The organism is Cellulomonas sp. Y8 (assembly GCF_008033115.1).
GTDB lineage: Bacteria > Actinomycetota > Actinomycetes > Actinomycetales > Cellulomonadaceae > Cellulomonas.
In genome coordinates this window covers 1,919,938-1,945,123 of sequence record NZ_CP041203.1, presented here as the reverse complement: position 1 = coordinate 1,945,123, position 25,186 = coordinate 1,919,938, and the positions used below count along the sequence as shown (strand labels likewise).

Sequence of the window (25,186 nt, the reverse complement as noted above, 5' to 3'; positions counted from 1 at the left end):
TCGGTAGTGTCGTTCCATGGCATCTGACCTGCAGGAACACCCCGACGGCGACCCGGCCGCCTCCGTGGTGCTGCCGGTCTACGGGCCCGACGGGACCTGCTTGACGGACTTCGGCCCGGACCCCGTGGTGGCGGCCGGTGGGGCGCCTCGGACGGGTGAGCAGCGGCAGGTCGAGGCGATCCGTTCCTGCGAGCCGGGGCCGGTGCTGGATGCCTGGTTGCGGGGGCTGGACCTGCGCGTGCTGTCCTCGATGGTGCTGGTCGAGGTGATCGCCGCGCAGGACCGGGTCGAGAGTCATCAGCACGCCCGCAAGCTGGCCATGGTCGCCGAGCTCGCCTCCCGCGACGAGATGAGCCCGGAGTGGTCCCCGCTGGCCGGTGCCCCGCCGACGCAGGCGTGCGTGGCCGGCGACGAGCTGGCGATGCGCCTGGGCTGGCCGCGGGTGACGGCGACGAAGACCGTGCACCGCGCGCTGGTGCTCGACGGCATGCTCGGCGCGACCCGGGAGGCGTTGGAGGTCGGGCACCTCGACCCCGCGAAGGCCCAGGTCCTGACCTCGGGTTTGGCGGACCTGTCGTTCCAGGTCGCCCACGCCGTCGAGGACGCGGTCCTGCCGGACGCCGACCAGTGCTCGGTCGCCGAGCTCCGCCAGCGCGTGGAGCGGGAGATCCGGCTGGTCGACCCCGAGGGCGCCGCCGCCCGCCGCGAACGCGCCCGGCGCACCAGGAGGGTCTCCCACCCGCGCCCGCAGCCGGACGGCATGGCGTCGATGTGGCTGGTCCTCGACGCGGCGGACGCGCTCCGGGTCGACGGGGTCCTCACCCACGCCGCCAAGACAGCGAAGGCACTCGGCGACGACCGCACCTTGGACCAGCTGCGCGCCGACGGCCTGCGGGACCTGGTGGTCGGCGACGTGCCGGAGTCGGACGGGCCGGCGTTCGAGGTCCACCTGTCCCCGGGCCTGCCGGTGCCGCCGGAGCCGCGACGGTCGTGGAACGGGGCGACCTTCACCGACCGGGACGGGGTGGCGCTCTCGCGGCCGGTCGAGCCGATCCCGATCGCCACCCTCACCCCGCCAGGCGACGACACCACGCGCCCCGCAGGCGGCGGAGCGCACCGAGCTGCGCTGCTCAGAGCGCCGGAGGCACCGATCGAGATCACCGACTCCGAGACCGAGCCCGCGCTCGACACCGAGGTCAAGACCCGCACCGGCGTCGGTACCGACCGCGCGACCAGGACCAGCACCGTGGCGACCGCACCGAGCGCGCGGGCCGAGGACACCGCTTCCAGCGCGGCATGCGGATCGGCAGCACCCACACTCGCGCCGAGCACCGTCGCGACCACACCCACGACTGCCCGCCGCGGCTGCACCCGTTGCTCCGGGCGTCCGGGCGCCGAAGTCCGGATCACCGTCCCCGCCTCCACCCTCCTCGGCCTGGACGACCAGCCCGCGCACCTCGACGGGCACGGCTCCATCGACGCCGTGCAGGCTCGGGCCCTGGCGATCGGCGGGGTCTGGCAGCGGATCGTCACCGATCCCCTCACCGCCCGGGTCCTGGACGTCGGTCGCGAGCGATATCGACCACCCGCCGCCTTGGCGGACCTGATCCGCACCCGCGACAGGACCTGCGCCGCACCCGGCTGCAGGGTCCCGGCCTGCGCCTGCGAGCTCGACCACACCCAGGAGTTCCACCCTCAGCCGGGTGGTGACCCCGACGCGCCCTTGGGCCGCACCGACGCGGACAACCTCGGCCCGGTCTGCCACAGGCACCACCGGCTGAAGACGGACGGCGGCTTCCGGCTGCGGCAGATCAGCCCCGGGCTCTACGAGTGGCTCACCCCCACCGGCCACCGGTACCTGACCCGGCCGGGCACGGGGCAGACCCACGACGCCACCGCCGACCCCCACGACGCACAACCCCCGTTCTGACCCGGCGGTCTCGAACCGCCGGGTCGGAGCGGCCCGCACAGCCGCCCCGCTCCGGTCTTCCGACGCGGATGCACGGGGACGCGGGTTGTGGGCGGCGGGACGTAGGCTGTGCGGCGTGTACGAGGGCGCGGTCCAGGACCTGATCGACGAGCTGGGGCGGCTGCCCGGCGTCGGTCCCAAGAGCGCGCAGCGGATCGCGTTCCACATCCTCGCCGCGGACCCCACGGACGTGCGCCGCCTGGTGGACGCGCTGACCGAGGTGAAGGCCAAGGTCCGGTTCTGCGTGCAGTGCGGCAACGTGGCGGAGGAGGACCTCTGCCGCATCTGCCGCGACCCGCGTCGGTCGCCGGCGGTGCTGTGCGTGGTCGAGGAGCCGAAGGACGTCGTCGCGATCGAGCGCACCCGCGAGTTCCGCGGCAGGTACCACGTGCTCGGCGGCGCCATCAACCCGATCGCGGGCGTCGGGCCGGACGACCTGCGCATCAAGGACCTGATGACCCGGCTGGCCGACGGTACCGTCACCGAGGTGATCCTGGCGACGGACCCGAACGTCGAGGGCGAGGCCACCGCCACCTACCTCGCCCGCCTGCTCGTGCCGATGGGTCTGACGATCAGCCGGCTCGCGTCGGGCCTGCCGGTCGGCGGAGACCTGGAGTACGCGGACGAGGTGACGCTCGGCCGGGCGTTCGAGGGCCGGCGCCGCATCAGCGCCTGACGCCGGAGCCCCGGCCCGGGTCGTGCCCGGTGCGGGGTGCCGACGTGCCCGCTCGGCGGGCGCCCGCGCGCCGTCCGGTTCGCCCCGACGGTGCTCGCAGTCCCCGCGTGTCGGGCCCGCCGGCGGGCGTGTCGCGATCCGGAGGGGCAGCATGGCCCCCGTGACCGCACCCGAGGACGACCTGCGCGTGGCGACCGACTCGGCCCAGGTGGACGACCTGGCGCTCGACCCGGAGGCCGCCGACCTGCGCGCCGTCGCGGACTCGACGGCGCGGGAGTGCCGCGCGTTCCTCACGACGGTCACGGAGGTGGCGTCGGGGAGCAACCCGGACGCCGCGATCCCGCTGCTGCTGCTCGCCGTCTCGGACGTGCTGGCGGTCGGTGCGCGGCTCGGAGCGATCGTCGACGTCGTGCCGACGGACCGGTTCGAGCCGGACGTCGGCCCGGACCCGGACGTCGAGCCGCTGCGCACCGCGCTGGCGGAGGTGCTCGACGGTGTGGACGACTACGCCGAGGTGGTGGACCCGGTCCTGGGCGGCGAGGTGACCACGTCCACGCTGTCGGGCGACCTGGTGGCGGTCGCGGGGGCGCTGCTGCAGGGGCTGCGGCACCACGAGCGCGGCCACGTCCTCGAGGCGCTGTGGTGGTGGCAGTTCTCCTACCTGTCGACCTGGGGCGAGCGCGCGGCGAGCGTGCTCCGCACGCTGCAGACCCTGCTGGCGCACCTGCGCCTGGACGTCGACGACGACGTGGCGGCCGAGGCGGAGTACGACGCGCTGCAGCCCTGACGCGTGCGGCGGCGGCGCGGCGCTCGGGCGTCAGGCCACCGTCCACCGGCGGAGGTCGCCCCGGGCCCGGTAGCCGAGCTTCCGCAGCGCCCGGCTCATGTGGTTCTCGACGGTGCGGACGCTCAGGTGCAGCTTCTCGGCGATCTGCCGGTTGCTGAGCCCGTCCCTCCCCAGTGCCGCGACCTCGCGCTCCCGGTCGGACAGCGGCTCCGTGCCGACCGGTCGCGCCCGGTGGTCCGCGACCGTGCCGTCGTCCAGGCCGAGCAGCTCGCGCGCCGCGGCGGTCAGCGTGCTGGTCACCCGCGGCTGCACGCGGGGGAGCGCCGCCGCGACGGCCGCCGCGTCCCGGTCGGCGATCGCGAGCTGCAGGTCGAGGTACGGGTCCAGGAGCGGGAGCACGACGCCGCGCCGGGTCGCGCGCACGGCCGCGGCGCGCTCGGCGGTGAACGGCGGGGGAGCGAACGCCCACGTCACGAGCGCCGGCTGTCGGAGCCCCGCCTCCGCGTAGGACGAGCCCGCGCGCCAGGCGATCTCGGCGCCGGTCGTCCGGTCGCCCTCGGCCACGGCGACCGCGATCGCGCCGACCACGCGGAGCGACCGGATCAGGGGCCGGTACAGCCGCGGCGTCTTCTCCAGCTCGCGGAGGAGCGCGCGCGCCAGGTCGACGTTCCCTGCGCCCACCTGCAGCACGGCCCCGAGGGCCAGGCCGCGGCGGTAGTAGGTCGTCTCGATCGGGCCGGCGGGGCCGAGCCGCAGGGCGGTGCTGAGCACCCGCCAGGCGGCCTCGATCTCGCCGGTGAAGCAGAGGACCTCGGCGAGGACGGTGGCGTGCACCCGGATGCCGAAGGCGTCGTACGCGTCGTAGGCGGCGCTGAGGAGCAGGCGCTCGTGCCGCTCGGCCTCGTCGAGCCGGCCGAGGAGCGTCAGGCACTCGCCCCGGAGGGCGATCCGGTAGTGCCGGACCTCGTCGGCGTCGGGGGCCGGCCCGGCGTCGGCGTCGTCGGCGCGGTCGAGGACGGCGAGGGCGAGGTCGGGTCGCCCGGCTTCCAGCAGGGCGGCGGCGGTCAGCGGGCCGGGGGCGCCGCGGAAGGCGGTCGCGGTGACGCGCGGCGGGTCGGCGGCTGCGACGTCCTCGGGCGACCGCCCGTCCCGGATCTCCGTGACCAGCCGCTGCTTGAGGTCCTCGAGGGCGTCGAGCCGGCCGGGGCCGTCGGTCTCGGCACCCGGCGGGCGCCCCCCGGTGCCGGTGTCGTCCCCGCGGCTCTCCGGGGCGTCGTCCCCGCGCCAGGACTCCCACCTGCTGCGGTAGTAGCGGTACGTCAGCGCGTCGTCGTCGGTGTCCTCCGGGCCCCGGGTCGTGTCGCGGAACACGGCGGCGATCTGGTCGCGTGCCGGCCGCCGCATGAGCTGGGCCAGGTACGCGGTGGCGGTACCCAGCCGCGGGTCGGCCGACCACGCGGCGTGCGCGGCCGCCTCGGCCGCGGCCGCGCGCTCGTGCACGACACCGGCGACCTGCGTGCTCCACCGCAGGACGTCGGCGCTGCCGGCGGCGTCCCGGGCCAGCAGGGCGGTCAGGTCCGGGCGCGGGGGGTCGACGACGGCGACGACGTCGCCGACCGCGGCGCGCGCCGCGGCCAGCAGCCGGCGGCGGTGCGGCGGGGCGACCCGGTCCCGGAGCGCCCGGGCCAGTGCCGGAGGCGCGACGACGAGCAGGGCGTCGGCCCCGCCCGCCTCGTTCTCGACCACCCGGCCCTGGTCCGCCAGGTCGTCCAGGAGGGCGGGCTCGACCAGCTGCGCCGCTGCCGCGGGCGCGACGGGACCGACGACGGCGAGGCGCTCGAGCGCGTCCACCCGGGCACCGTCCAGGGTGGCGAGGAAGAGCGCCGCGACGGCGTCCGCGGGCACCTCCAGCAGCCGCCCGTCGTCGACGTGCCGGCCCGCCTCGCGCCGCAGCGCGCCGGTGGCGCGCGCCGCGGACAGCAGGGCGACCGCCGCGCCGGGGTTCCCGCCGGACTGCGCGAGGAGGGCGCTGGTGAGCGCGGCGTCCGCCTGGCCGCCGAGTACGGTCGCCACGAGCGCGCTCAGCGCCGCGAGGCCGAGCGGCGGGACGCGGACCTCGGCCGGCGCGCGGGCGACCAGCAGCTCGCGGGGTCCGCCGGGCGGGGTGCGCAGCAGGTCGGCCGTGGTCGCGGCGACGAGCCGGCAGCCGGTGCGCACCAGGGCGCGCTGCACGACGCGCAGGCTGCCGGGGTCGAGCCGGTCCACGTCGTCGACGAGCAGGACGCTGCGCGGGGCGGTGAGCTCGTCCGCCAGCCAGGCGGTCAGGCCGGTCTCGTCCGGGACGCGCGGCGGCGCCGAGGGGTGGTCCAGCACCGCCGCGAACGGCGCCGGCCCGCTCGCGCGCAGCAGCACGCCGGGCAGCCGGCGGTCCGACAGGTCGGCGCGCAGGGCCTCGAGCGTCGCGGACTTCCCGATGCCCCGCTCGCCGCGCAGCACCACGTCGCGCCCGGCTGCCAGCCAGCGGCGCACCGCGATCAGGGCCTCGTCCCGGCCGCCGCCGCTCATCGTGCTCCCACCCCGCTGCACCCCCCCGCGGTGCGCGACGCGCCGGACCGGCGCCCGCCCGTGACCGCCCGTGGCCAGCGTAGGCCCGCGGTTCGCGCGCCGAGGGGGCAGCGGACACGTCGAGCGAGCACCCGGCGGGTACTCGCTCGACGTGTCGGGTGCGCGCTCGCGGTGCGCGGTGCGCGGAACGCGGTGCGCGGTGCGCGGGGCGCGGAACGCGCGGTGGGGCGCCGCCCTCGCCGGCTGCGGGGTCAGGCGACGGTGGTGTCCAGCTGGACGTCGATGTTGCCGCGGGTGGCGTTCGAGTACGGGCACACCTGGTGCGCCTGCTCGACGAGCTTCTCCGCCGTGGCCTGGTCGACGCCGCCGATCTCGACGTGCAGCGCGGCGCTCAGGGTGTAGCCGCCGGTGCCGTTGGGGAGGATGCCGATGTCGGCGACCACCGCGGAGTCGCGGATCGGCGTCTTGGCCGCCGCCGCGACGCCCTTGAGCGCGGAGTGGAAGCACGCGGCCCAGCCGGCGGCGAACAGCTGCTCGGGGTTGGTGCCGCCGCCGGGGCCGCCCATGGGGGCCGGGACGGCGAGCGTCAGGTCGAGGACGCCGTCGTCGCTGGTGACCTGGCCTCCCGCGCGGCCCTCGCCGGTCGAGGTGGCGGTGGCGGTGTAGAGCGCGCTCATGGGGACGACCTCCAGGTAGACGTACTAGTACGTCTATGTATGCCACAGATCGGCCGCGCGTGCCAGACTGGCTCACCCGCGAGCGCCCAGGCCCGCCCGACCGCCGCGTCGACCCCGAGGAGGAGGACCCCGTGACGCCCCCCGCGACCGCATCCGCGCCCGCCGACGCCCGCCCCGCCTCATCGGTCGCCGCCCGCGTCCTCGACGCCGCCGCCCGGCTGTTCTACGCCGACGGCATCCGCGCGGTCAGCGCGGACCGGGTCATCGCGGCGGCCGAGGTCAGCAAGGTGACGTTCTACCGGCACTTCCCGACCAAGGACGCCCTGGTGGTGGCGTGGCTGACCGCCGTCGCCGCCGCCGAGCGCGCCGCCCTGGACGCGGTCCGTGCCGCCCACCCCGACGACGCCGGGGCCGTGCTCCGCGGGTACGCGGAGGGTCTGGGTGCGGAGTCGTGCCGGCCGGGGTTCCGGGGCTGCCCGTTCATCAACGCGGCCGCCGAGTACGCGGACCCGGACCACCCGGTGCGCGCGGTCGTCGCGGAGCACCGGCGGTGGATGGTCGGCACGGCGGCCGACCTCCTCGCGGACCTCGGGCTGGACGACCCGGTCGGCGCCGCCGAGGAGCTGGTCGTGCTGCGGGACGGCGCGATGGTCGCCGGGTACGTCGGGGGCGCCGAGCGCGCGGCCTCCGTCGCGGCGACCCTCCGGCACGCGGGCGCGGCGGTGGTCGCGGCGCACCGGGTGCCCGGCACCACCCCCCGCACCGCCGCGTGACGGTCTCGGGCCTCGAGCTCACGGTCGGCACCGTGGTGCTCCTCGTGCTGGCGGGGTTCGCGGCGGGGTGGGTCGACGCCGTCGTGGGCGGCGGCGGCCTGGTGCAGCTGCCCGCCCTGCTGCTGGTGCCGGGCATCAGCCCGGTGCAGGCGCTCGCGACGAACAAGCTCGCCGGGATCATGGGCACCTCCGTCAGCGCGGCGACGTACTACCGGCGCGTCCAGCCCGGGCTGGGGACCGCGGGGCCGATGGCGCTCGCGGCCCTGGTCGGGGCCGGTGGGGGAGCGGCGCTGGCGTCGCTGCTGCCCGAGGACGTGTTCGTCCCGGTGATCCTCGTCGCGCTGGTGGCCGTCGCGGTCTACACCGTCGCGCGGCCGCAGGTCGGCCGGGCCACCGCGCTGCGCTGGCAGGGACGCACCCACCTGCTGGTGGCGCTCGCGCTGGGCGCCGGGATCGGGTTCTACGACGGGCTGCTCGGGCCCGGAACGGGGTCGTTCCTGGTCATCGCGCTGGTCGGGGTGCTGGGCTACGCGTTCCTCGAGGCGTCGGCGCAGGCGAAGATCGTCAACGCCGCGACCAACCTCGGCGCGCTGGTCGTGTTCGCCGCGCAGGGCGCGCCGCTGTGGCGGCTCGGTCTGGTGGTGGGGGCCGCGAACATCGCCGGCTCCTACCTGGGCGCGCGGACCGCCGTCGCGCGCGGCAGCGGGTTCGTGCGAGTCGTGTTCCTGGTGGTCGTCGCGGTGCTGATCGTGCGGCTCGGGGCCGAGCTGCTCTGACGGTCCCGCGATGCGGGCGCACCGCCGGCGCGTGGTGCGCCGCGGCCTAGACTTCCGCCGACCCCGGCGGTCGCCGCCCGGCGCCCGCGACCCCGCAGCAGGAAGCTCCCTCCCGTGGCCCTCATCGTGCAGAAGTACGGCGGTTCCTCGGTCGCCGACGCCGACAGCATCAAGCGCGTCGCGAAGCGGATCGCGGAGGCCAAGCGCGCGGGCGACGACGTGGTGGTCGTCGTCTCGGCGATGGGCGACACGACGGACGAGCTGATCGACCTCGCGCAGCAGATCACGCCGCTGCCGCCGCAGCGGGAGATGGACATCCTGCTCACGGCCGGCGAGCGCATCTCGATGTCGCTGCTGGCGATGGCGATCAGCAACCTCGGCGTCGAGGCGCAGTCGTTCACCGGTCAGCAGGCCGGCGTCATCACCGACTCCGTGCACGGCAGGGCCCGGATCATCGACGTGACGCCGAGCCGCATCCAGCAGGCCGTCGACGCGGGCGCGGTCGCGATCGTCGCGGGGTTCCAGGGCGTCACCCAGCACACCAACGACGTGACGACCCTCGGCCGCGGCGGCTCGGACACCACGGCCGTCGCGCTCGCCGCCGCCCTGCACGCCGACGTCTGCGAGATCTACACGGACGTCGACGGCGTGTTCACCGCCGACCCGCGCATCGTGCCGTCGGCCCGCAAGATCGACCGCATCACCTACGACGAGATGCTCGAGATGGCCGCGAGCGGCGCCAAGGTGCTCGTGCTGCGCTGCGTGGAGTACGCGCGGCGGTACGGCGTCCCCGTGCACGTGCGATCGTCGTTCTCGACCCACCCGGGCACGCTGGTGACGGACGCCCCGACCGAAGGAGGAGCCCCGATGGAGCAGCCGATCATCGCCGGCGTCGCGCACGACCGCAGCGAGGCCAAGATCACGATCGTCGACGTCCCGGACGTGCCCGGCAAGGCCGCGCGCATCTTCGAGGTCGTCGCCGGGTCGGGCGTGAACCTCGACATGATCGTGCAGAACGTCTCCGTGGCCTCGACCGGCCGGACGGACATCTCGTTCACGCTGCCGGCCACCGACGGGGCGGCCGCGACCGCGGCGTTGACCCAGCACCAGCCCGACATCGGCTTCACGTCGCTGCAGTACGACGACACGATCGGCAAGCTGTCGCTGATCGGGGCCGGCATGAAGTCGCACCCGGGGGTCTCCGCCCGGCTGTTCGCCGCGCTGTCGGACGCCGGCATCAACATCGAGATGATCTCGACCTCGGAGATCCGCATCTCCGTGGTGACCCGCGCCGACCAGCTCGACGACGCCGTGCGCGCGGTGCACACGGCGTTCGACCTGGACAGCGCCGACGAGCAGGCCGTGGTGTACGGAGGGACCGGACGATGAGCGAGAGCGTGAGCACGGGCACGGGCCTGCGGGTCGGCGTGGTCGGCGCCACCGGCCAGGTGGGCGCCGTGATGCGCCGCCTGCTGGAGGAGCGCGACTTCCCGGTGGCCGAGATCCGGTACTTCGCCTCCGCGCGGTCGGCCGGGACGACGCTGCCGTGGCGCGGCACCGAGATCGTCGTCGAGGACGCCGAGACCGCCGACCCGACCGGCCTCGACATCGCGCTGTTCTCCGCCGGCGGCGCGACGTCGAAGGCGCAGGCGCCGCGGTTCGCCGCCGCGGGCGTCACGGTGGTCGACAACTCGTCCGCCTGGCGGATGGACCCCGACGTGCCGCTGGTGGTGTCCGAGGTGAACCCGGGCGCGCTCGACGAGGTGCGCAAGGGCATCGTCGCGAACCCGAACTGCACCACGATGGCCGCGATGCCGGTGCTCCGGGTGCTGCACGAGGAGGCCGGCCTGCGCCGGCTCGTCGTGTCGACCTACCAGGCGGTGTCGGGCTCCGGCCTGGCCGGCGCCCGCGAGCTCGACGACCAGGTGCGCGCCGGGGTCGAGCAGGACACGCTCGCGCTGGTGCACGACGGCGGTGCGGTGACGTTCCCGGAGCCCCGGAAGTACGTCGCCCCGATCGCGTTCAACGTCATCCCGCTGGCCGGCAACCTGGTGGACGACGGCAGCCTGGAGACGGACGAGGAGCAGAAGCTCCGCAACGAGTCGCGCAAGATCCTCGGCATCCCGGACCTGCTGGTGTCCGGCACCTGCGTCCGGGTGCCGGTGTACACGGGGCACTCGCTGTCGATCAACGCCGAGTTCGACCGGCCGATCACCCCGGAGCGCGCGTACGAGCTGCTCGCCGGCGCGCCGGGCGTCCAGGTGGCCGACGTCCCGACCCCGCAGCAGGCGGCGGGCGCCGACCCGTCGCTGGTCGGCCGCATCCGGCAGGACCCGGGCGCGCCCGACGGGCGGGGCCTGGCCCTGTTCATCTCGAACGACAACCTGCGCAAGGGCGCGGCGCTCAACGCCGTGCAGGTCGCCGAGCTCCTGGTCGCGCGCCTGGGTGCCGCGACCGCCTGACCGCGCGATCCCCGCGCGCGAGGACCCGCCGCGCCGGCTCTCCACGAGCCGGGCGGCGGGTCCTCCGTCGTCCGGGGCCCTCACGCGCCCGCCGGGACCACCACGACCTTGCCGTGCACGCGGCCGGCGTCGGCCTCCGCGTGCAGCGCGGGGAGGTCGGCCAGCGGGACGCGCCGCGCGATCTCGACGCGCAGCCCGCCCGCGTCGACCAGCGCGACCAGCTGCCGCAGCACGTCCGCGTCCGGGTGCAGGTACACCGTCACGGCGCGCACCCCGCGCGCCGGGTCCTCCGGGGTCGCGACCCGCGGCGTGGTGGACACGACGACCCCGCCGTCGCGGACCCGGGTGGCCAGCGCCGCGAACCCCTCCTCGGTGACCGGGGCCAGGTTGAGCAGGACGTCCACGGGCTCGGTCACGGCGTCCAGAAGGGACGTCGCGGTGTGGTCGACGACCTCGTCCGCGCCCGCGGCCCGGACGGCCTCGGCGCTGCGCGGGCTGGCGGTCGCGATCACGTGGGCGCCCGCGCGGTGGGCCAGCTGGACGGCGTAGCCGCCCACCGGCCCGCCGGCGCCGTTGACCAGGACCCGCTGACCGGCTTCCAGGCCGGCGGCCTCGAACAGCGCCTGCCAGGCGGTGAGCCCGACCGAGGGCAGCCCGGCCGCGTCGGCGAGCGGGATCCGGGTCGGGGCCGGCACCAGCGCCTCGGCGGGGGCGACGACGAACTCCGCTGCCGAGCCGTCGGCCGCCATCGGCAGGAAGCCGACGACCCGGTCGCCTGCCGCCAGGCCGGTCACGCCGGCACCGACCGCGTCCACCGTGCCGGACACGTCGTAGCCCGGGATGTGCGGCAGCGTGATCGGGATCGGCAGGAAGCCGCCCCGCATGCCGCCGTCCGCGGGGTTGTACGCCGAGCCGGCGACCCGGACGCGGACCTCCCCGGCGCCGGGGACCGGCAGCTCGACGTCCTCGTGGCGCAGGACGTCCGCCGCGCCGGTCTCGTAGAACCGCACTGCCTTCATGGTGACTCCTCGGTCGATCCGTGGTGCTTCGGATTCGAAGCGCTATCGAGGACGGTACACATGCTGCGAATCAGAAGCAAGTGCTTCGAACGCGAACCTGACTCGAGGTCTTGCCTCGATGCGCGCTCCTGTGGTTCATTAGTGGAGTAACGAACCACTGAACCGCAGCACGAGAGGAGGTCGACCGTGTTCGACGGCCGCGACCCCATCTACGTGCAGATCGCCGACCAGATCCGTCAGGACGTCCTGCGCGGCGACCTCCAGCCCGAGGAGCAGGTGATGAGCACGACGCAGTACGCCACCACCTTCCGCATCAACCCGGCCACCGCCGCGAAGGCGTTCGCCCAGCTCGTCGACGACGGGATCCTGTACAAGCGCCGCGGCGTCGGGATGTTCGTCGCCCCGGGCGCCCCGGACCGGCTGCGCGCCGAGGGCCGGGAGACCTTCTTCGCCGAGACGGTCGACCCGGTGGCCGACCACGCCCGCGCGCTGGGCATCCCGCTCGAGGACGTCGTCGCCCGGCTGCGGGCGCACGCCGCGCGCACCGCCGGTGACCGGCAGGACGGGGCGGCGTCGTGACCGCCCCGGCCGGGCCGCTCGGCCTCGAGGCGCGCGGTCTGACCGTGCGCTACGGCCGGAAGACCGCCCTCGACGCGGTCGACCTGTCCGTCCCGGCCGGCTCCATCACCGGGCTGCTGGGCCGCAACGGCTCCGGCAAGACGACGCTCGCGTCCGTGGCGGCGGCGTTCCGCCGGCCGACGTCCGGCGCGGTGCTGGTCGGCGGCGAGGACCCCTGGGAGAACGACGACCTCCTGCCACGGGTGCTGCTGGTCCGGGAGTCGGGCGACGTGCTCGACACCGAGACCCTGCGCTCGAACCTCCGGTTCACCGAGGACTGCCGGCCCGCGTTCTCCCGCGAGGTCGCGGAGCGGCTCATGGATCGGTTCGAGCTGGACCCGGGCGCGAAGCCGCAGAAGCTGTCCCGCGGTCAGAAGTCCGCGTTCGGCATCGTCCTCGGCGTCGCCGCCCGCGCGGACCTGACCCTGCTCGACGAGGTGCACCTCGGCCTCGACGCGCCGTCGCGGTACGCGTTCTACGACGCGCTGCTCGAGGACTACGTCGAGCACCCGCGCACGATCGTGCTGTCCAGCCACCTGATCGGCGAGGTCGAGCGGCTGCTCGAGCACGTCGTGGTCCTGGACCACGGGCGGGTGCTGCTGGCGCAGGACGCGGACGCCCTGCGGGTCACCGGCGTCTCGGTGACGGGGCCGGCCCGCGAGGTCGAGCGGTTCGTCGTCGGGCGCACGGTGCTCGGCCGACAGCAGCTCGGCGGCACCGTGCAGGCCACGGTGCTCGCGACGCTCGCGGACGGCGAGGCCGCGGGCGCGAAGGCCGCCGGCCTGGACCTGGGGCCGGTGCCGCTGCAGGACCTGTTCGTGCACCTGACCGCCGACGGCGCCGCGGACGCGGCGCGCGAGCTCGGGAGGGCCCGATGAGCACCACCACCCGCACCCTGTTCCCCGCCCGGCCGGCGACCCGGCAGGGCCCGGTGCTCCGCACCGCGACGTGCCTGCTCGCCTGGTTCGGCCAGGTGGCGCTCTGGTACTGGGCGATCGTGCTCGTCGTGGTCGTCGCGGTGCCCCTGGTCGTCGACGCGGTCGGCGACGTCGGGACCTCGACCATCTGGTTCGCCCGGCAGAGCGGGGTCTGGTTCCCGTTCTCGATCATGATCGGGATCGCCACCACGTACCCGCAGGTGCACGTCGCGAGCGGCATGACCCGGCGCAGCTACGTGCGCGGCGCGCTCGCCGCCGCGGGGGTGCTCGCGGTCGCGTTCGCCGTGCTCATGGCCGGCGGGCTGATGGCCGAGCGCGCCTGGTACGGCGCGATGGGCTGGGAGTGGTCGCTGCAGGACCAGGGCTGGTTCGACCCCGACGTGACGTTCGGCAGCCTGCTCGTCGCCTACCTCGCGACGTTCGTCGTCGCCTACGTCAGCGGCCTGCTGGTCGGCACCGTGTACGCCGTCGCGGGCGGGTGGTGGGGGACGCTGACGCTCCCGCTCACGGCCGGCCCGTCCCTGGCCATGACGATCCTGGTCGGCAACTCGAACGACTGGGTCCCGTTCTCCGACCTGTTCGGCAGCACCGGCGAGGCCACCCCGCTCGCGCTGGTCCTCACCGCCTCCGCCGTCATGACGGCGGCCCTCGCGGCCGCCTTCTGGCTGGTCGCCACCCGCCGCTCGATCGCACCGCGCCGCGGCTGACCCGACGCGCCCCGGCGGCGCGCCGCACACCCCCCGCACGACCCGACCCACCCGCACCACGCGAGGAGGAGATCCCGTCATGCCCGGAGCAGACCCCGTGATCCACGCGGAGCACCTGGAGAAGCGCTACGGCCGCACCGTCGCCGTCGCCGACGTCAGCCTGACCGTCCACCGCGGCGAGATCGTCGGCGTGCTGGGCCGCAACGGCGCCGGCAAGACCACCACCGTCGAGATGATCGGCGGCCTGCGCGAGCCCGACGGCGGCACGGTCCGCGTCCTCGGGCTCGACCCGGCCGGACCCGCCGCCGACCGCGCCGCCCTGCGCGAGCGGGTCGGGCTGCAGCTGCAGGAGTCCGCGCTGCCCCTGCGGATCACGGTCCGCGAGGCGGTCGAGGAGTACGCCTGCTTCTACGACGACCCCGCGGATCCCGACGAGCTGCTGCGCGACCTCGGGCTCGCCGACAAGGCCGGCACCCAGTTCCGGGCGCTGTCCGGCGGCCAGAAGCAGCGGCTGTCGATCGCGCTGGCGCTGGTGGGCAACCCGGAGCTCGCGATCCTCGACGAGCTCACCACCGGCCTCGACCCGCAGGCGCGCCGGGACACCTGGGACGTCGTCGAACGGGTGCGGCGGCGCGGCGTGACGATCGTGCTCGTCACGCACTTCATGGAGGAGGCCGAGCGGCTCTGCGACCGCGTCGTGCTGGTCGACGCCGGCCGGGTCGTCGCCGAGGGGACCCCCGCCGAGGTCGCCGCCCTGGTCGGGGCCGACCAGACGCTCACCTTCCGGCCGTCCGCGCCCGTCGACGCGGCCGCGCTCGACGCCCTCGGGTCGGTCGGCTCGGTCGACCTCGAGCCCGACGGGTCCGTGCGGGTCCGCGGCACCGGCAACGTGGTGCAGGACGTGATGGTCGCCCTCGCGGCCGCCGACGTCCGGCCCGACGACCTGCGCGTGCAGCGCAGCACCCTGGAGGACGCGTTCGTCCGGCTGACCGGGGCCCCGGTCGACCCGGACCCCGCAGCGCGCCCCGCCACCCCGTCCGCGACCGACCGCGTGGAGGCCTGACATGTCCGCGACCAGCCCCCGGGTGCTCGCCCGGGTCACCGCCGTCGAGGGGCGCCTCGCCCTGCGCGAGCCGTCCAACGTGTTCTTCGCCGTCCTGTTCCCCGCGGTGCTGCTCGCGGTGCTCGGCCTCGCGATGCCGTGGGGGTCGACCCCGTACAGCGAGGACGACCCGCTGCTGTCGCAGATCAACGGCATCACCGGCTACACGCCGATCGTCCTGACGCTGGCCGTCGGCACCGTGGCGCTGTCCGTCTACCCGATCACGATCGCCACCTACCGCGGCACCGGGGTGCTCCGCCGCCTGTCGACGACCCCGCTGCCGCCCTCGCGCCTCCTGGTCGCGCAGGTCCTCGTCAACGTGGCCGCGCTGCTCGTGGCGGCCGTGCTCGCGCTCGCGGTCGGGATGCTCGTCGTCGACGTGAGCGCGCCCGAGCGGCCGGGCGTCGTGCTCGCCGGGTTCCTGCTGGCGGCCACGTCCACGTTCGGCGTCGGGTCGCTCATCGCGGCGCGCGCGCCGACGGCGGGGGCGGCGACCGGCATCGGGATGACCGTCTACTTCGTGTCGCTGTTCTTCGCGGGCGTGTGGCTGCCGCTGCCGATCATGCCCGAGGTCGTCCAGCAGGTCGCCGCGTGGACGCCGCTGGGCGCGGGATCGCAGGCGATGCTCGACGGGTGGGTCGGCGCCGGGGTGCCGGTGCGCGAGCTGCTCGTGATGGCCGGGTGGACCGTCGTGCTGGTGCCGCTGTCGGCGCGGCTGTTCCGCTGGCGCTGATCCGCCGGGGGCGCCCCCTGGGAGCGTGCTGGGGATCACGTCGAGAAATGGTGCAGATCTCAACCATCCTCTGAAGTGACCCCGGTCGGCAGCCGATCATCCGGGTATGCCGCCGGTCGCGTCTGGACGCCGCGCACACGGACGGGCGCCGCACGAGGCGCCCGTCGTCGTGCGCCTGCTCGCGCACGTCCCGGCCTGGGCGCGCGCGGGCGGCAGCGCGGCCGCCGCCGGGCGGGTGCTGCTGCTGTTCGGCGGGGCGGTCGTGATCCTCGGCGCGCTGTGCCTGGGGGTCGACGGGCACGGGCTCGCCGTCCTCGCGGGGATGTCGGGCGGGATGCTCGCGCTGGTGGGCCTGAGCCTGCGGGTGCGGTGGCACCGGGACGGCTGGGGCACGCTCGCGTTCCCGCTCGCGCTCCTGCTCGCCCTCGCCGCCGTCGGCCTCACCACCACCGGCATCGCCAGCGCTTTCGTCGGGCTGATCCCGCTGTGCTTCGTGTACGCGGGCCTGTTCCACCCCGGGCGCGCGGCGCTCACGCTGCTGCCGGCCGCGTGCGGCGCGTACGTCGCGATGGCGTCGACCCCTGGACGGCAGGGCCGTGGTGCGGCTCGTGATCTACGCCGTGACCTGGTGGGGCACCGCGCAGGTGATCGCGCTCGCCACCGCCTACCAGCGCGACGTGCGCCGACGGCTGCGGACCGACGCGCGCACCGACGTCCTCACCTCGCTCGCGAACCGTCGCGACCTCGAGGAGCGGCTGACCCGGGCCGTCCCGGGCGACTGCGTCGTCATCGCCGACCTCGACCACTTCAAGCGCGTGAACGACACCCGGGGCCACGCCGCGGGCGACGCCGTGCTCGAGCGGTTCGGGCACGCGCTCCACGAGCACCTGCGGCGCCGCGACTACGCGGCCCGGTACGGCGGCGAGGAGTTCGTGCTGATCCTGCCGCGCACCGAGCCGGTGCAGGCGCTGAACATGCTGCGGGCGCTGCGCGCGGAGTGGGCCGAGGAAGGCACCGGCGTGACGTTCTCCGCCGGCATCGCGCTGCTCACGGACGGCGCGCCCGCGGGGTCGGCCCTGGCCGCCCGCGGACATCGCGCTGTACCGGGCGAAGCAGGCGGGGCGGGACCGGTTCCGGATCGCGACCGAGGGCCTCGCGGCCGCGCGGCGCCCCGCGGCGGACCCGCAGGCGCCGGGCCCGCAGGGGCCGGGGGTGCGGGACCACTCGAGCGACCGGCCCGGCGGGCGGCGGGACCAGCACGCGGGCTGCTGAGGCCCGCCACCCGCCCGGCGTGCGCCGCCGCCGTACGCCCCTGGCGTTCTCCGAGATCGGTGCTCCGACTCGAGATCGGTGGGAGGAAGCACCGATGTCGAGCGGAAGCACCGATCTCGGCGCACCGGGTCCGGCGCGCACCCGAGGGACGACGAAGGCCCGGACCGAGCGGTCCGGGCCTTCGTCTTCTCACCGGTCGGGGTGGCGGGATTCGAACCCACGACCTCCTCGTCCCGAACGAGGCGCGCTACCAAGCTGCGCCACACCCCGGTGAAGCCCGCCCAGCATAGCCGACGCGGGACGGTGGTCGTGCATCGGGGCGGCCCCGAGGCGCGAAGTGTGAGGAGCGTCGCGTCTCAGGCCGCGACGAGCGTCAGCAGCGTCGCCTCGGGTCGGCACGCGAACCGCACCGGGGCGTACGGCGACGTGCCCAGGCCGGCGCACACGTGCAGCCAGGTGGAGTCCGCGCCGCCGCGGGCGTCGGGCCGCGGGCCCGGCCAGCCGTGCAGGCCCTTGGCCCGGTCCCGGGGGAGGTCGCAGTTCGTGACGAGCGCCCCGTAGCCGGGCACCGCGAGCTGGCCGCCGTGGGTGTGCCCGGCGAGCACGAGGTCGGCGCCGTCGGCGTGCATCGCGTCCAGGACCCGGCGGTAGGGCGCATGCGTGACGCCCAGGTGCAGGTCGACGTCGCCGTGCGGCGCACGGGCCACGCCCGCGTCGTCGACCACGGGCGCCGGGCGGACGTCGTCCGGACCGCCGGCGGCGGGGAACCGGTCGCGGTCCCAGGTGCGCGTCGTCGGTGCCCACGAGCGAGATGCGCCGGCCGCCGGCCTTCACCTCGTCGCGGCGGTTGGTCAGGTCGACCCAGCCGGCGGACCGGAGACGGTTGCCGAGCTCCCGCCAGGGCAGCTCCACCGGGGGGCGGGGCGGAGTCGTGCGGGCGTCGGGGAGCAGGTACCGGGCCGGGTTCTTGGGCGACGGCGCGAAGAAGTCGTTCGACCCCCACACGAACGCGCCCGGGGTCCCCAGGTGCGGCTCGAGCGCGCGCAGCAGCGCGGGCATGGCCTCGACGTGCGCCCAGTTGTCGCCGGTGTCCACCACCAGGTCCGGTCGGAGCGACGCGAGGTCGCGGACCCAGTCGACCTTGCGGTGCTGGCCGGGGGTCAGGTGCAGGTCGGACAGGTGCAGGACGCGCAGCGGGTCCTGGCCGTGCGGGAGCACCGGGACGGTGACCTCGCGCAGCGCGTACCAGCGGGACTCGACGAGCGTGCCCCAGGCGACCGCAGCGGCGCCGGCGAGCGCGGCGCCGCCCAGTGCGCGGGCGACGGGGTGGGTCATCCGCCGTTGTTCCCGCCGCCGTTGCCGCCGCCGCCGTTGCCGCCACCGGGGTTCCCGCCGTTGTTCCCGCCGCCCCCGCCGTCGCCGGCCGGCGCGCCCGGGCCGCTCGACAGCGTCAGGGAGATCGAGCTGCCCGCCGGCGCGCTGCCGGACGGGCTCTGGCTGACGACCGACCCGGGCGTGATGTCCGAGGCGGTCGTCCCGCCGACGCTCGCGGAGAACCCGGCGTTCTGCAGGGTGGCGATCGCCGTGTTCTGGTCCTGGCCCACGACCGAGGGGATCGGGACGGCTCGCCCGTACCGCAGGTCGCTGGTCGGCGCGGAGAAGCCCGGGTTCGGCTGGCCGTCGTTCAGCGCCTCGTCCATGAAGTTCTTCCACGTGACGCCCGCGTAGGTCGCGCCGTACGCGAACCGAGCGAACCTGCCGTTGATGGTGATGTTCTTCATCTGCTCGTTGCGGTCCGGGTAGCCGACCCACACGATCGACGCCAGGCGCGGGGTGTATCCCGCGAACCAGGTGTGCTCGTTCTTGGTCGTCGTGCCGGTCTTGCCGGAGGCCGTGTAGAACGACGGCCGTCCGATGGACCTTCCGGTGCCGTTCCAGACGTTGCTCATCGCCTCGTTCATGCCCGCCGCGACGTTCGGGTCGATCGCCTGGTGGCAGCCGGCGTCGGGGATCGGGATGTCCGCGCCGTCGGCGTTCTTCACGTTGGTGATCGCGATGGGCGTGCAGTAGATGCCGCCCGAGGCGAACGTGGCGTACGCGCCGGCGAGGGCGAGCGGGCTGGTGACTCCCGAGCCGAGCACGTTGGACGGCTTCGCCTCGATGGCCTGGCCCTCGGCACCGGCGTTCGAGCTGGTGACCCCGAGCTGCTTGGCCCCCTCCATGATGTTGCAGAGGTCCAGCTGCATCGCCATCGACAGGTAGGCGAGGTTGACGGACTGCTGGGTCGCCTGCATCACGGACATGTTGCCGGAGCCGCCCTCGGCGTTGCCGACCTTCCAGGTCTGGCTCGGGTAGCGCGACCCGCACGCCGTGAACTGGTTCGTGTTGAGCGTGCGCTCCGTGCCGTTGACGCTCTCGTTGAGGTTGTGGCCGGTCTTGAGCCACTCGAGCAGCGTGAACGGCTTGAACGTCGAGCCGGGCATGAACCCGCCGGACCCGCCGTAGGAGTACGAGGTGTTGTAGTTGACGGACGAGTCGCGCCCCGTCGCGTCCGCGGTGTTGTTGAAGTTCCGGTTCTGGGCCATCGCCTTGATCTGGCCGGTCCCCGGCTCCACCACCGACATGGCCGACCCGACCCCGTTGGGGTCGTCGACCGGGACCGTCGCCTTGACCTGGGTGTCGGCGAGCGTCTGGAGCCGCGGGTCGAGCGTCGTGGTGATCGTCAGGCCGCCGCGGTACAGCGTCTCCTCGCGCTCCTCGGCCGTCTCGCCGAACGCGGGGTCGTTCCGGATGACGTGCGTGACGTAGTCGCAGAAGTAGCCGGAGCCCTGCACCACGTTGCCGGCCGCCATGCAGCCGCTCTGGGCCTCGCTCACGTGCAGGGTGTCCGCGATCGGCGCCGCGACGCCCGCGTCGAACTCCTCCTGCGTGATGTAGCCCTGCTCGTTCATCAGCCGCAGCACGAGGTCGCGACGCTGCTGCGACGCCTCGGGGTTGCGCACCGGGTCGAACGCCGTCGGGCTCTGCGTGATGCCGGCGATCGTCGCGGCCTCGAGGTAGGTCAGCTCGGCGGCCGACTTGCTGAAGTAGCGCTGCGCGGCGGACTCCACGCCGTACGTCGCGACCCCGAACTGCGCGATGTTGAGGTAGTTCTCGAGGATCTGGTCCTTCGTCATCCGCTTCTCGAGCGCGATGGCGAGCTTCGCCTCGCGCAGCTTGCGCGCGTAGCCCTCCGTGCCGTCGGCCTCCCGGGCCGCCTCGGCGGCGGCGAGGTCGCCGTCGCGGACCGCCGTCTCGATGAGCACGTTCTTCACGTACTGCTGGGTCAGCGTGGAGGCGCCCTGCGTCGAGTCGCTGACCTGGTTCTTGACCAGCGCGCGCGCCATGCCGGCGGGGTCGATGCCGCCGTGCTGGTAGAACCGCTTGTCCTCCGTCGCCACCACGGCGTTCTGCATCTGCACGGACACCTGGTCCAGCGGCACGACGATCCGGTTCTCCGAGAAGAACTCGGCCAGCACGGTCGTGCCGTCGTTGGCCAGCATCACCGACTTCTCGGAGAGCGGCCGGGTCTCGAGCTCGGACGGGAGGTCCTCGAACGCCTCGACGCTCAGGTCGGTCGCGGTGTTCGCGACGGCGACGGTCGGCAGCACGAGCCCGGCGGTCAGCAGACCGCCGACGCCCGCGGTCAGCACGAAGGCGAGCAGCAGCGCCAGCGCCTGCACGACGGTGACCTGCCGCCCGCGCGGCGAGGGGGAGGGAGCCATGCCCGCCAGGGTACGGGAGCACCCCGTGCGGCCGCCGGTCGTCCACAGGGCCCGGGGGGACCTGCACCGTACCTGCACACGCGCGACGTCGCTGGCCGACCGGGTCGAACAACCCGAACGGAGGATGCGACGGGACGAATCGACCCGATACGGTCGGCCCAGCAGGGGGGACTGCCGTTCCGGGGCGTCGTGTGCGACGGTCCGCGGGCGGTGCTGTCCCGTTCGCAGGGGACAGTAGGGATGGCTCGATGACGATCGCAGGGCCCGACGGGCACTGGACGGCGAACGCGAAGTGCGGCACCGGGGGAGTGGCGCCCGACGCGCTGTTCGTGGAGGGCGCCGCGCAGCGCGACGCCCGGGCCGTGTGCGCGGGGTGCTCCGTCAGGCTGCTCTGCCTGGCCGACGCCCTCGACTCGCGCGCCGACTTCGGCGTGTGGGGCGGGATGACCGAGCGGGAGCGGCGCGCGCTGCGCCGCCGGCGGCCCGAGGTGGAGTCCTGGTACGACGAGCTGCTCGGCACCGAGCCGGTGGAGCAGGTGGCCGGGGCCTGACCGGCGCCCGCGGGGCACGGCTAGGGTGGCGCCATGGCCACCACCACGTGGGAGTACGCGACCGTCCCCCTCATCGTCCACGCGACCAAGGCGATCCTCGACCAGTGGGGTCAGGACGGCTGGGAGCTCGTCCAGGTCCTGCAGTCCGAGACCGGGCTCGTCGCCTACCTCAAGCGCCCCACGGGCGAGAAGTGACGGGCGCCGTCGTCGAGCGGCTGGCGGAGCTCGGCATCGAGCTGCCCCAGGTCGCCGCGCCCGTCGCCGCCTACGTCCCCGCGGTGCAGACCGGCGCGTACGTGCACACCTCCGGCCAGCTGCCGTTCGTGGCGGGCGAGCTGCCCGTCACCGGCAAGGTGGGCACCGGCCCCGGCCAGGTGTCGCCGGAGACCGCGCAGGACCTGGCACGCACGGCGGCGCTCAACGCCGTCGCGGCCGTCGCCTCGCTGGTCGGCGACCTGGACCGGGTGGTCCGGGTCGTCAAGGTCGTCGGCTTCGTGTCGAGCGACCCGGCGTTCACCGGCCAGCCCGGCGTGATCAACGGCGCCAGCACGCTGCTGCACGAGGTGTTCGGCGAGGCCGGCGTGCACGCGCGCTCGGCGGTCGGCGTCGCGGTGCTGCCCCTCGACTCGCCGGTCGAGGTCGAGATCGTCGTGGAGCTCGCGCCCGAGGCCTGAGCCCCACCGCCGACGCGAGACGGCCCGGCCGCGCCCCCGTGAGGGGCTGCGGCCGGGCCGTCGCCGTCGGTGCGTGGGGTGCGGCGCCTCAGCGGGCGCGGCGCTCCAGCCGGTCGACGTCGAGGAGCACGATCGCGCGGCCCTCGCGCCGGACCCAGCCGCGGGCGGCGAAGTCGGCGAGCGCCTTGTTCACGGTCTCGCGGCTCGCGCCGACGAGCTGCGCCAGCTCCTCCTGCGTGAGGTCGTGCGCGACCCGGACGCCCTCGTCGGTCTGCTGGCCGAACCGGTGCGACAGGTCGAGCAGCGCCTTGGCCACGCGGCCGGGGACGTCGGAGAACACCAGGTCGGCCAGGGCGTCGTTGGTGCGGCGCAGCCGACGGCCGAGCGCGCCGAGCAGGTGCTTGGCGACGGTGGGGTTCTGCTCGAGCCACGGGATGAGGTCGTGGTGGCCGAGCTCGAGCACCACGGCGTCGGCGAGGCCGGTGGCCGTGGCGGTGCGGGGGCCCGGGTCGAACAGCGAGAGCTCGCCGAACATCTCGCCGGGGCCGAGCACGGCGAGGAGGTTCTCGCGGCCGTCGGAGGACCGGCGGCCGAGCTTGATCTTGCCGGAGCGGATCACGTAGAGCCGGTCGCCCGGCTCGCCCTCGTGGAACAGCACCTCGCCGCGGGCGACGTGCACGGGCGCCATCGACGCGAGCAGCGTCCGGGACGCCTCGGGGTCCATGTTCTGGAACAGGGGCGCCGTGAGCACGACGTCGTCCTCCACGGGAGGGACCTCACCTTCTTGCCGGGATGTGACGCCCCTCAGTGTGCCTCATCACGCGCCGGCAGGACGGCGGAGCGCGTCGACGCCTCCCTCGGTGACGTCGCGGGCGAGCCGGTCGATGTACCGGTCGGTCAGGCGGCTCAGCGCGTCCTCGAGCCGCATCTCGTAGCGGGCGAGGCGCAGGTCCAGGTCACGCAGCCGCGGCAGCTCGTGCACCTCGGCGATCGGCAGCGCGCCCCGGACGGCGGCCGCGAGCTCGGCGGCGGGCGGCACGTCGACGGCGGCGTCCCCCAGGACGCTGCGCACGTCCGGGCAGGCGCCCGGCGCCTCGGGCGGCGCGGCGGCGGCCACGGCGAGCTCGAGGCGGTCGCGCACCAGACGCCGCCAGCGGACGACGTGCTGGTGCTCGAGGCGCAGCGCACCGCGCTGCCGGCGCAGCTCGACGAGCTGGTCAGCCGTGCCGGCCAGGGTCATGCGGTCCGCCCACTCTCTCGGACGACCCGTACGGCCACAGGTCGCGTCCCCCCGTCTTTCGACGCCCGGGGTACCCGACTTGAGAAGTTGGTCATGTGATCAAGTCCCGGTCACTCGCCCAGAGCAACCGTTGTCCCCCGGGGGACCTACGCTGGCCGCATGAGTCCCGCCCGGCGCCCCGCGGCGGCGACCGCTCCGGGGTCCGCGGCGGACCGGCCGCCGGTCGCCCTGGTCCGTCGTGCGCGCCGGGTCGACCGCGCGCTGGCGGTGCGCTGGCCCGACGCCCGGTGCGAGCTCGACTTCCGGTCGCCGCTGGAGCTGCTGGTCGCGACGGTGCTGTCCGCGCAGACCACCGACGTGCGGGTCAACCAGGTGACGCCGGCGCTGTTCGCGCGCTACCCCGACGCCGCCGCCTACGCGGGCGCGGACCCCGCCGAGCTGGAGGAGCTGATCCGGCCGACCGGGTTCTTCCGGGCCAAGGCGCGCTCGCTGCAGGGCCTCGGGCGCGCCCTGGTGGAGCGGTTCGACGGTGAGGTGCCGCCCCGGCTCGAGGACCTGGTGACGCTGCCGGGTGTGGGTCGCAAGACGGCGAACGTGGTCCTGGGCGACGCCTTCGGCGTGCCCGGCATCACCGTCGACACCCACGTGGGCCGGCTCGCCCGGCGGCTCGGCTGGACGACCGAGGAGGACCCGGTCAAGGTCGAGCAGGACATCGCGGCGCTGATCCCGCGGCCGGAGTGGACGCTGCTGAGCCACCGGCTGATCTTCCACGGCCGCCGCACCTGCCACGCCCGCAAGCCGGACTGCGCCACCTGCCCCCTGACGGGCGACTGCCCGTCGGCCCTGGTCCGGGTCGCGGCCCCTCCCGTCCCGCCGAGCGGGCAGTAGACGTCCCCACCCCACGGCGCGAGGGGACATCGTGTGCCCGCTCGGCGAACGGGAGGGAGGTCAGGGCAGCTCGCGGAGCCAGTCGCGCAGCACGGCGGTGACGCGGTCGGGCTCCTCCTCCGGCAGGTAGTGGCCCGCGCCGGAGAGCATCTCGAACCGGTAGTGCGGCCCGAGCCGGCGGGCCACGGACCCGTCGGCCATCGCCCGGGAGACCGGGTAGCAGCCGTCCGACCCGCCGTGCACCTGCAGCGTCGGCACCGGCGCCGCCTCCCGCAGCGCGACCGCGTGCCGGCGCCCGTCGGCGCGCACGCCGGAGCGGTACAGCCAGCGGACCTGCTCCAGCGCGGAGTGCGCCGCGAACGGGACGTGCGCGGCCCGGCGGTACAGCGCGAGCGCCGCGGGGTCCGGCCAGCGCGGGCCGCCCCACTCGCGCAGCAGCCGCGCGACGAGGTCGCCGCGGGTCATCGCGCGCTCGGGCAGGTACGGGACCTGGATCTCGGCCATCCGCTGCGCGGCCCGGGCGCGGAGCCCGGAGCGGGGGTCCGCCCGGCGGGTCAGCGGGTGCGGGGAGGACAGCACCGCGACGCCCCGGGTGAGTCCCGGGTGGTAGGCGGGCATGGCCCAGGCCACGTCGCCGCCGCCGACGCCGTGCCCGACGACGACCGCGCGGTCGCAGCCGAGCGACCGGACCACGCCGGCGACGTCCCGGGTCAGGGTCGGCACGTCGTAGCCGCTCGGTGGCTTGTCGGAGCCGCCGGTGCCGCGCAGGTCCATCGCGACGACGCGGTGCCCGTCCTCGGCGAGGGCGGGCAGCTGGTGGCGCCACGCCCACCACAGCTCGGGCAGCCCGTGCAGCAGCACCACCAGCGGGGCGTCCCGGTCGTCCGGGCCGGCGACGGCCACGTGGAACCGGGAGCCGTTCGCGGGGACGAAGTGGTGCCGCCACGGGCCGTCGAGCAGGAGGGCGGCGGAGTCGACGGTCATCGACGCCGAAC

Annotated in this window: 23 protein-coding genes, 1 tRNA gene and 2 pseudogenes; 17 read left to right on the top strand and 9 right to left on the bottom strand. The window is 75.3% G+C overall.

Going from position 1 to position 25,186, the window contains the following annotated elements; genetic code table 11:
* Nucleotides 1-16 precede the first annotated feature (16 nt).
* The 3 genes from FKM96_RS08825 (at nt 17) to FKM96_RS08815 (ending at nt 3,432) form a co-directional block, all read left to right on the top strand.
* The gene (locus FKM96_RS08825; RefSeq protein WP_147794915.1) at nt 17-1,930 is read left to right on the top strand and encodes an HNH endonuclease signature motif containing protein; all 1,914 of its coding nucleotides are present in this window, start codon (nt 17-19) and stop codon (nt 1,928-1,930) included.
* Between the two features lie 115 nt (nt 1,931-2,045).
* On the top strand, nt 2,046-2,645 hold the full coding sequence (gene recR / locus FKM96_RS08820) for a recombination mediator RecR (protein ID WP_147794914.1): 600 nt from the start codon (nt 2,046-2,048) through the stop codon (nt 2,643-2,645).
* A 208-nt stretch (nt 2,646-2,853) separates the two neighbouring features.
* Nucleotides 2,854-3,432: a DUF5063 domain-containing protein gene (locus tag FKM96_RS08815; protein ID WP_371300529.1), complete on the top strand. Its 579-nt coding sequence runs from the start codon at nt 2,854-2,856 to the stop codon at nt 3,430-3,432.
* A 30-nt stretch (nt 3,433-3,462) separates the two neighbouring features.
* Here FKM96_RS08815 and FKM96_RS21935 read toward each other — a convergent pair whose 3' ends face one another.
* Together FKM96_RS21935 and FKM96_RS08805 are read right to left on the bottom strand one after the other, a co-directional pair.
* Nucleotides 3,463-5,997, bottom strand: a complete 2,535-nt coding sequence (locus tag FKM96_RS21935; RefSeq protein WP_147794912.1) for a LuxR C-terminal-related transcriptional regulator — start codon at nt 5,995-5,997, stop codon at nt 3,463-3,465.
* 251 nt (nt 5,998-6,248) lie between these two features.
* The gene (locus tag FKM96_RS08805; protein ID WP_147794911.1) at nt 6,249-6,674 is read right to left on the bottom strand and encodes an organic hydroperoxide resistance protein; all 426 of its coding nucleotides are present in this window, start codon (nt 6,672-6,674) and stop codon (nt 6,249-6,251) included.
* 131 nt (nt 6,675-6,805) lie between these two features.
* On the opposite strand from FKM96_RS08805, the gene FKM96_RS08800 reads away from it, so the two are divergent.
* From FKM96_RS08800 to FKM96_RS08785, 4 genes are all read left to right on the top strand, one after another.
* The gene (locus tag FKM96_RS08800; RefSeq protein ID WP_246855273.1) at nt 6,806-7,447 is read left to right on the top strand and encodes a TetR/AcrR family transcriptional regulator; all 642 of its coding nucleotides are present in this window, start codon (nt 6,806-6,808) and stop codon (nt 7,445-7,447) included.
* Nucleotides 7,444-8,223 carry a TSUP family transporter gene (locus FKM96_RS08795; RefSeq protein WP_147794909.1) on the top strand — a complete coding sequence of 260 codons (780 nt, stop codon included), beginning with the start codon at nt 7,444-7,446 and terminating at the stop codon, nt 8,221-8,223. Before FKM96_RS08800 ends, FKM96_RS08795 begins: the two co-directional genes overlap by 4 nt.
* Nucleotides 8,224-8,337: 114 nt before the next feature.
* Nucleotides 8,338-9,612, top strand: a complete 1,275-nt coding sequence (locus FKM96_RS08790) for an aspartate kinase (RefSeq protein ID WP_147794908.1) — start codon at nt 8,338-8,340, stop codon at nt 9,610-9,612.
* A 71-nt stretch (nt 9,613-9,683) separates the two neighbouring features.
* Nucleotides 9,684-10,685: an aspartate-semialdehyde dehydrogenase gene (locus FKM96_RS08785; protein WP_246855359.1), complete on the top strand. Its 1,002-nt coding sequence runs from the start codon at nt 9,684-9,686 to the stop codon at nt 10,683-10,685.
* 80 nt (nt 10,686-10,765) lie between these two features.
* On the opposite strand, the gene FKM96_RS08780 is transcribed toward FKM96_RS08785, so the two are convergent.
* On the bottom strand, nt 10,766-11,704 hold the full coding sequence (locus tag FKM96_RS08780; RefSeq protein ID WP_147794906.1) for an NADP-dependent oxidoreductase: 939 nt from the start codon (nt 11,702-11,704) through the stop codon (nt 10,766-10,768).
* Nucleotides 11,705-11,890: 186 nt separating this feature from the next.
* Here FKM96_RS08780 and FKM96_RS08775 point away from each other — a divergent pair, with 186 nt between their 5' ends.
* The 6 genes and pseudogenes from FKM96_RS08775 to FKM96_RS22190 form a co-directional block, all read left to right on the top strand.
* Nucleotides 11,891-12,283, top strand: coding sequence for a GntR family transcriptional regulator (locus FKM96_RS08775; protein WP_147794905.1), 393 nt, complete (start codon nt 11,891-11,893; stop codon nt 12,281-12,283).
* Nucleotides 12,280-13,200, top strand: coding sequence for an ABC transporter ATP-binding protein (locus FKM96_RS08770; RefSeq protein ID WP_147794904.1), 921 nt, complete (start codon nt 12,280-12,282; stop codon nt 13,198-13,200). The genes FKM96_RS08775 and FKM96_RS08770 overlap by 4 nt, the downstream gene beginning before the upstream one ends.
* Entirely contained in the window at nt 13,197-13,967 is a 771-nt protein-coding gene (locus tag FKM96_RS08765) for a hypothetical protein (RefSeq protein ID WP_147794903.1), read from the top strand. The genes FKM96_RS08770 and FKM96_RS08765 overlap by 4 nt, the downstream gene beginning before the upstream one ends.
* 79 nt (nt 13,968-14,046) lie before the next feature.
* Nucleotides 14,047-15,030, top strand: coding sequence for an ABC transporter ATP-binding protein (locus FKM96_RS08760; protein WP_147794902.1), 984 nt, complete (start codon nt 14,047-14,049; stop codon nt 15,028-15,030).
* 1 nt (nt 15,031) lies between these two features.
* On the top strand, nt 15,032-15,802 hold the full coding sequence (locus FKM96_RS08755; protein ID WP_147794901.1) for an ABC transporter permease: 771 nt from the start codon (nt 15,032-15,034) through the stop codon (nt 15,800-15,802).
* A 596-nt stretch (nt 15,803-16,398) separates the two neighbouring features.
* Nucleotides 16,399-16,800: pseudogene (locus tag FKM96_RS22190) on the top strand (GGDEF domain-containing protein); the annotation flags it as partial.
* Between the two features lie 470 nt (nt 16,801-17,270).
* Here the strand turns inward: FKM96_RS22190 and FKM96_RS08745 are convergent.
* The 3 genes and pseudogenes from FKM96_RS08745 to FKM96_RS08735 form a co-directional block, all read right to left on the bottom strand.
* Nucleotides 17,271-17,344 (bottom strand) — tRNA-Pro (locus tag FKM96_RS08745).
* An 86-nt stretch (nt 17,345-17,430) separates the two neighbouring features.
* Nucleotides 17,431-18,409, bottom strand: a pseudogene (locus tag FKM96_RS08740) (metallophosphoesterase).
* Complete coding sequence (locus FKM96_RS08735; protein ID WP_147794900.1) at nt 18,406-20,838, bottom strand: transglycosylase domain-containing protein; 2,433 nt, start codon at nt 20,836-20,838, stop codon at nt 18,406-18,408. The pseudogene FKM96_RS08740 and the gene FKM96_RS08735 overlap by 4 nt, the downstream one beginning before the upstream one ends.
* 248 nt (nt 20,839-21,086) lie before the next feature.
* On the opposite strand from FKM96_RS08735, the gene FKM96_RS08730 reads away from it, so the two are divergent.
* Genes FKM96_RS08730 through FKM96_RS08720 form a run of 3 tightly spaced genes read left to right on the top strand, consistent with a single transcriptional unit; the run spans nt 21,087 to nt 22,063 of the window.
* Complete coding sequence (locus FKM96_RS08730; RefSeq protein ID WP_147794899.1) at nt 21,087-21,389, top strand: WhiB family transcriptional regulator; 303 nt, start codon at nt 21,087-21,089, stop codon at nt 21,387-21,389.
* A gap of 33 nt (nt 21,390-21,422) precedes the next feature.
* Nucleotides 21,423-21,584 carry a DUF4177 domain-containing protein gene (locus tag FKM96_RS08725; RefSeq protein ID WP_146837291.1) on the top strand — a complete coding sequence of 54 codons (162 nt, stop codon included), beginning with the start codon at nt 21,423-21,425 and terminating at the stop codon, nt 21,582-21,584.
* Complete coding sequence (locus FKM96_RS08720) at nt 21,581-22,063, top strand: RidA family protein (protein WP_147794898.1); 483 nt, start codon at nt 21,581-21,583, stop codon at nt 22,061-22,063. The genes FKM96_RS08725 and FKM96_RS08720 overlap by 4 nt, the downstream gene beginning before the upstream one ends.
* Before the next feature lie 88 nt (nt 22,064-22,151).
* Here FKM96_RS08720 and FKM96_RS08715 read toward each other — a convergent pair whose 3' ends face one another.
* Both FKM96_RS08715 and FKM96_RS20620 read right to left on the bottom strand, forming a co-directional pair.
* Nucleotides 22,152-22,787, bottom strand: a complete 636-nt coding sequence (locus FKM96_RS08715) for a Crp/Fnr family transcriptional regulator (RefSeq protein WP_203669331.1) — start codon at nt 22,785-22,787, stop codon at nt 22,152-22,154.
* Nucleotides 22,788-22,880: 93 nt separating this feature from the next.
* Nucleotides 22,881-23,303, bottom strand: coding sequence for a hypothetical protein (locus FKM96_RS20620; protein WP_168216927.1), 423 nt, complete (start codon nt 23,301-23,303; stop codon nt 22,881-22,883).
* 159 nt (nt 23,304-23,462) lie between these two features.
* Between FKM96_RS20620 and nth the strand changes: the two genes are divergently transcribed.
* Nucleotides 23,463-24,191 carry an endonuclease III gene (gene nth / locus FKM96_RS08705; RefSeq protein WP_147794896.1) on the top strand — a complete coding sequence of 243 codons (729 nt, stop codon included), beginning with the start codon at nt 23,463-23,465 and terminating at the stop codon, nt 24,189-24,191.
* Between the two features lie 60 nt (nt 24,192-24,251).
* Here nth and FKM96_RS08700 read toward each other — a convergent pair whose 3' ends face one another.
* Nucleotides 24,252-25,175: an alpha/beta fold hydrolase gene (locus FKM96_RS08700; protein ID WP_147794895.1), complete on the bottom strand. Its 924-nt coding sequence runs from the start codon at nt 25,173-25,175 to the stop codon at nt 24,252-24,254.
* Between the last annotated feature and the right edge of the window lie 11 nt (nt 25,176-25,186).

Coding starts and splice junctions, on each gene's coding strand:
- FKM96_RS08825 (WP_147794915.1), top strand. CDS start 17: ATGGCATCTGACCTGCAGGAACACCCCGACGGCGACCCGGCCGCCTCC.
- FKM96_RS21935 (WP_147794912.1), bottom strand. CDS start 5,997: ATGAGCGGCGGCGGCCGGGACGAGGCCCTGATCGCGGTGCGCCGCTGG.
- FKM96_RS08805 (WP_147794911.1), bottom strand. CDS start 6,674: ATGAGCGCGCTCTACACCGCCACCGCCACCTCGACCGGCGAGGGCCGC.
- FKM96_RS08785 (WP_246855359.1), top strand. CDS start 9,684: ATGCGCCGCCTGCTGGAGGAGCGCGACTTCCCGGTGGCCGAGATCCGG.
- FKM96_RS08780 (WP_147794906.1), bottom strand. CDS start 11,704: ATGAAGGCAGTGCGGTTCTACGAGACCGGCGCGGCGGACGTCCTGCGC.
- FKM96_RS08765 (WP_147794903.1), top strand. CDS start 13,197: ATGAGCACCACCACCCGCACCCTGTTCCCCGCCCGGCCGGCGACCCGG.
- FKM96_RS08760 (WP_147794902.1), top strand. CDS start 14,047: ATGCCCGGAGCAGACCCCGTGATCCACGCGGAGCACCTGGAGAAGCGC.
- FKM96_RS08755 (WP_147794901.1), top strand. CDS start 15,032: ATGTCCGCGACCAGCCCCCGGGTGCTCGCCCGGGTCACCGCCGTCGAG.
- FKM96_RS08735 (WP_147794900.1), bottom strand. CDS start 20,838: ATGGCTCCCTCCCCCTCGCCGCGCGGGCGGCAGGTCACCGTCGTGCAG.
- FKM96_RS08730 (WP_147794899.1), top strand. CDS start 21,087: ATGACGATCGCAGGGCCCGACGGGCACTGGACGGCGAACGCGAAGTGC.
- FKM96_RS08725 (WP_146837291.1), top strand. CDS start 21,423: ATGGCCACCACCACGTGGGAGTACGCGACCGTCCCCCTCATCGTCCAC.
- FKM96_RS08715 (WP_203669331.1), bottom strand. CDS start 22,787: ATGGACCCCGAGGCGTCCCGGACGCTGCTCGCGTCGATGGCGCCCGTG.
- FKM96_RS20620 (WP_168216927.1), bottom strand. CDS start 23,303: ATGACCCTGGCCGGCACGGCTGACCAGCTCGTCGAGCTGCGCCGGCAG.
- nth (WP_147794896.1), top strand. CDS start 23,463: ATGAGTCCCGCCCGGCGCCCCGCGGCGGCGACCGCTCCGGGGTCCGCG.
- FKM96_RS08700 (WP_147794895.1), bottom strand. CDS start 25,175: ATGACCGTCGACTCCGCCGCCCTCCTGCTCGACGGCCCGTGGCGGCAC.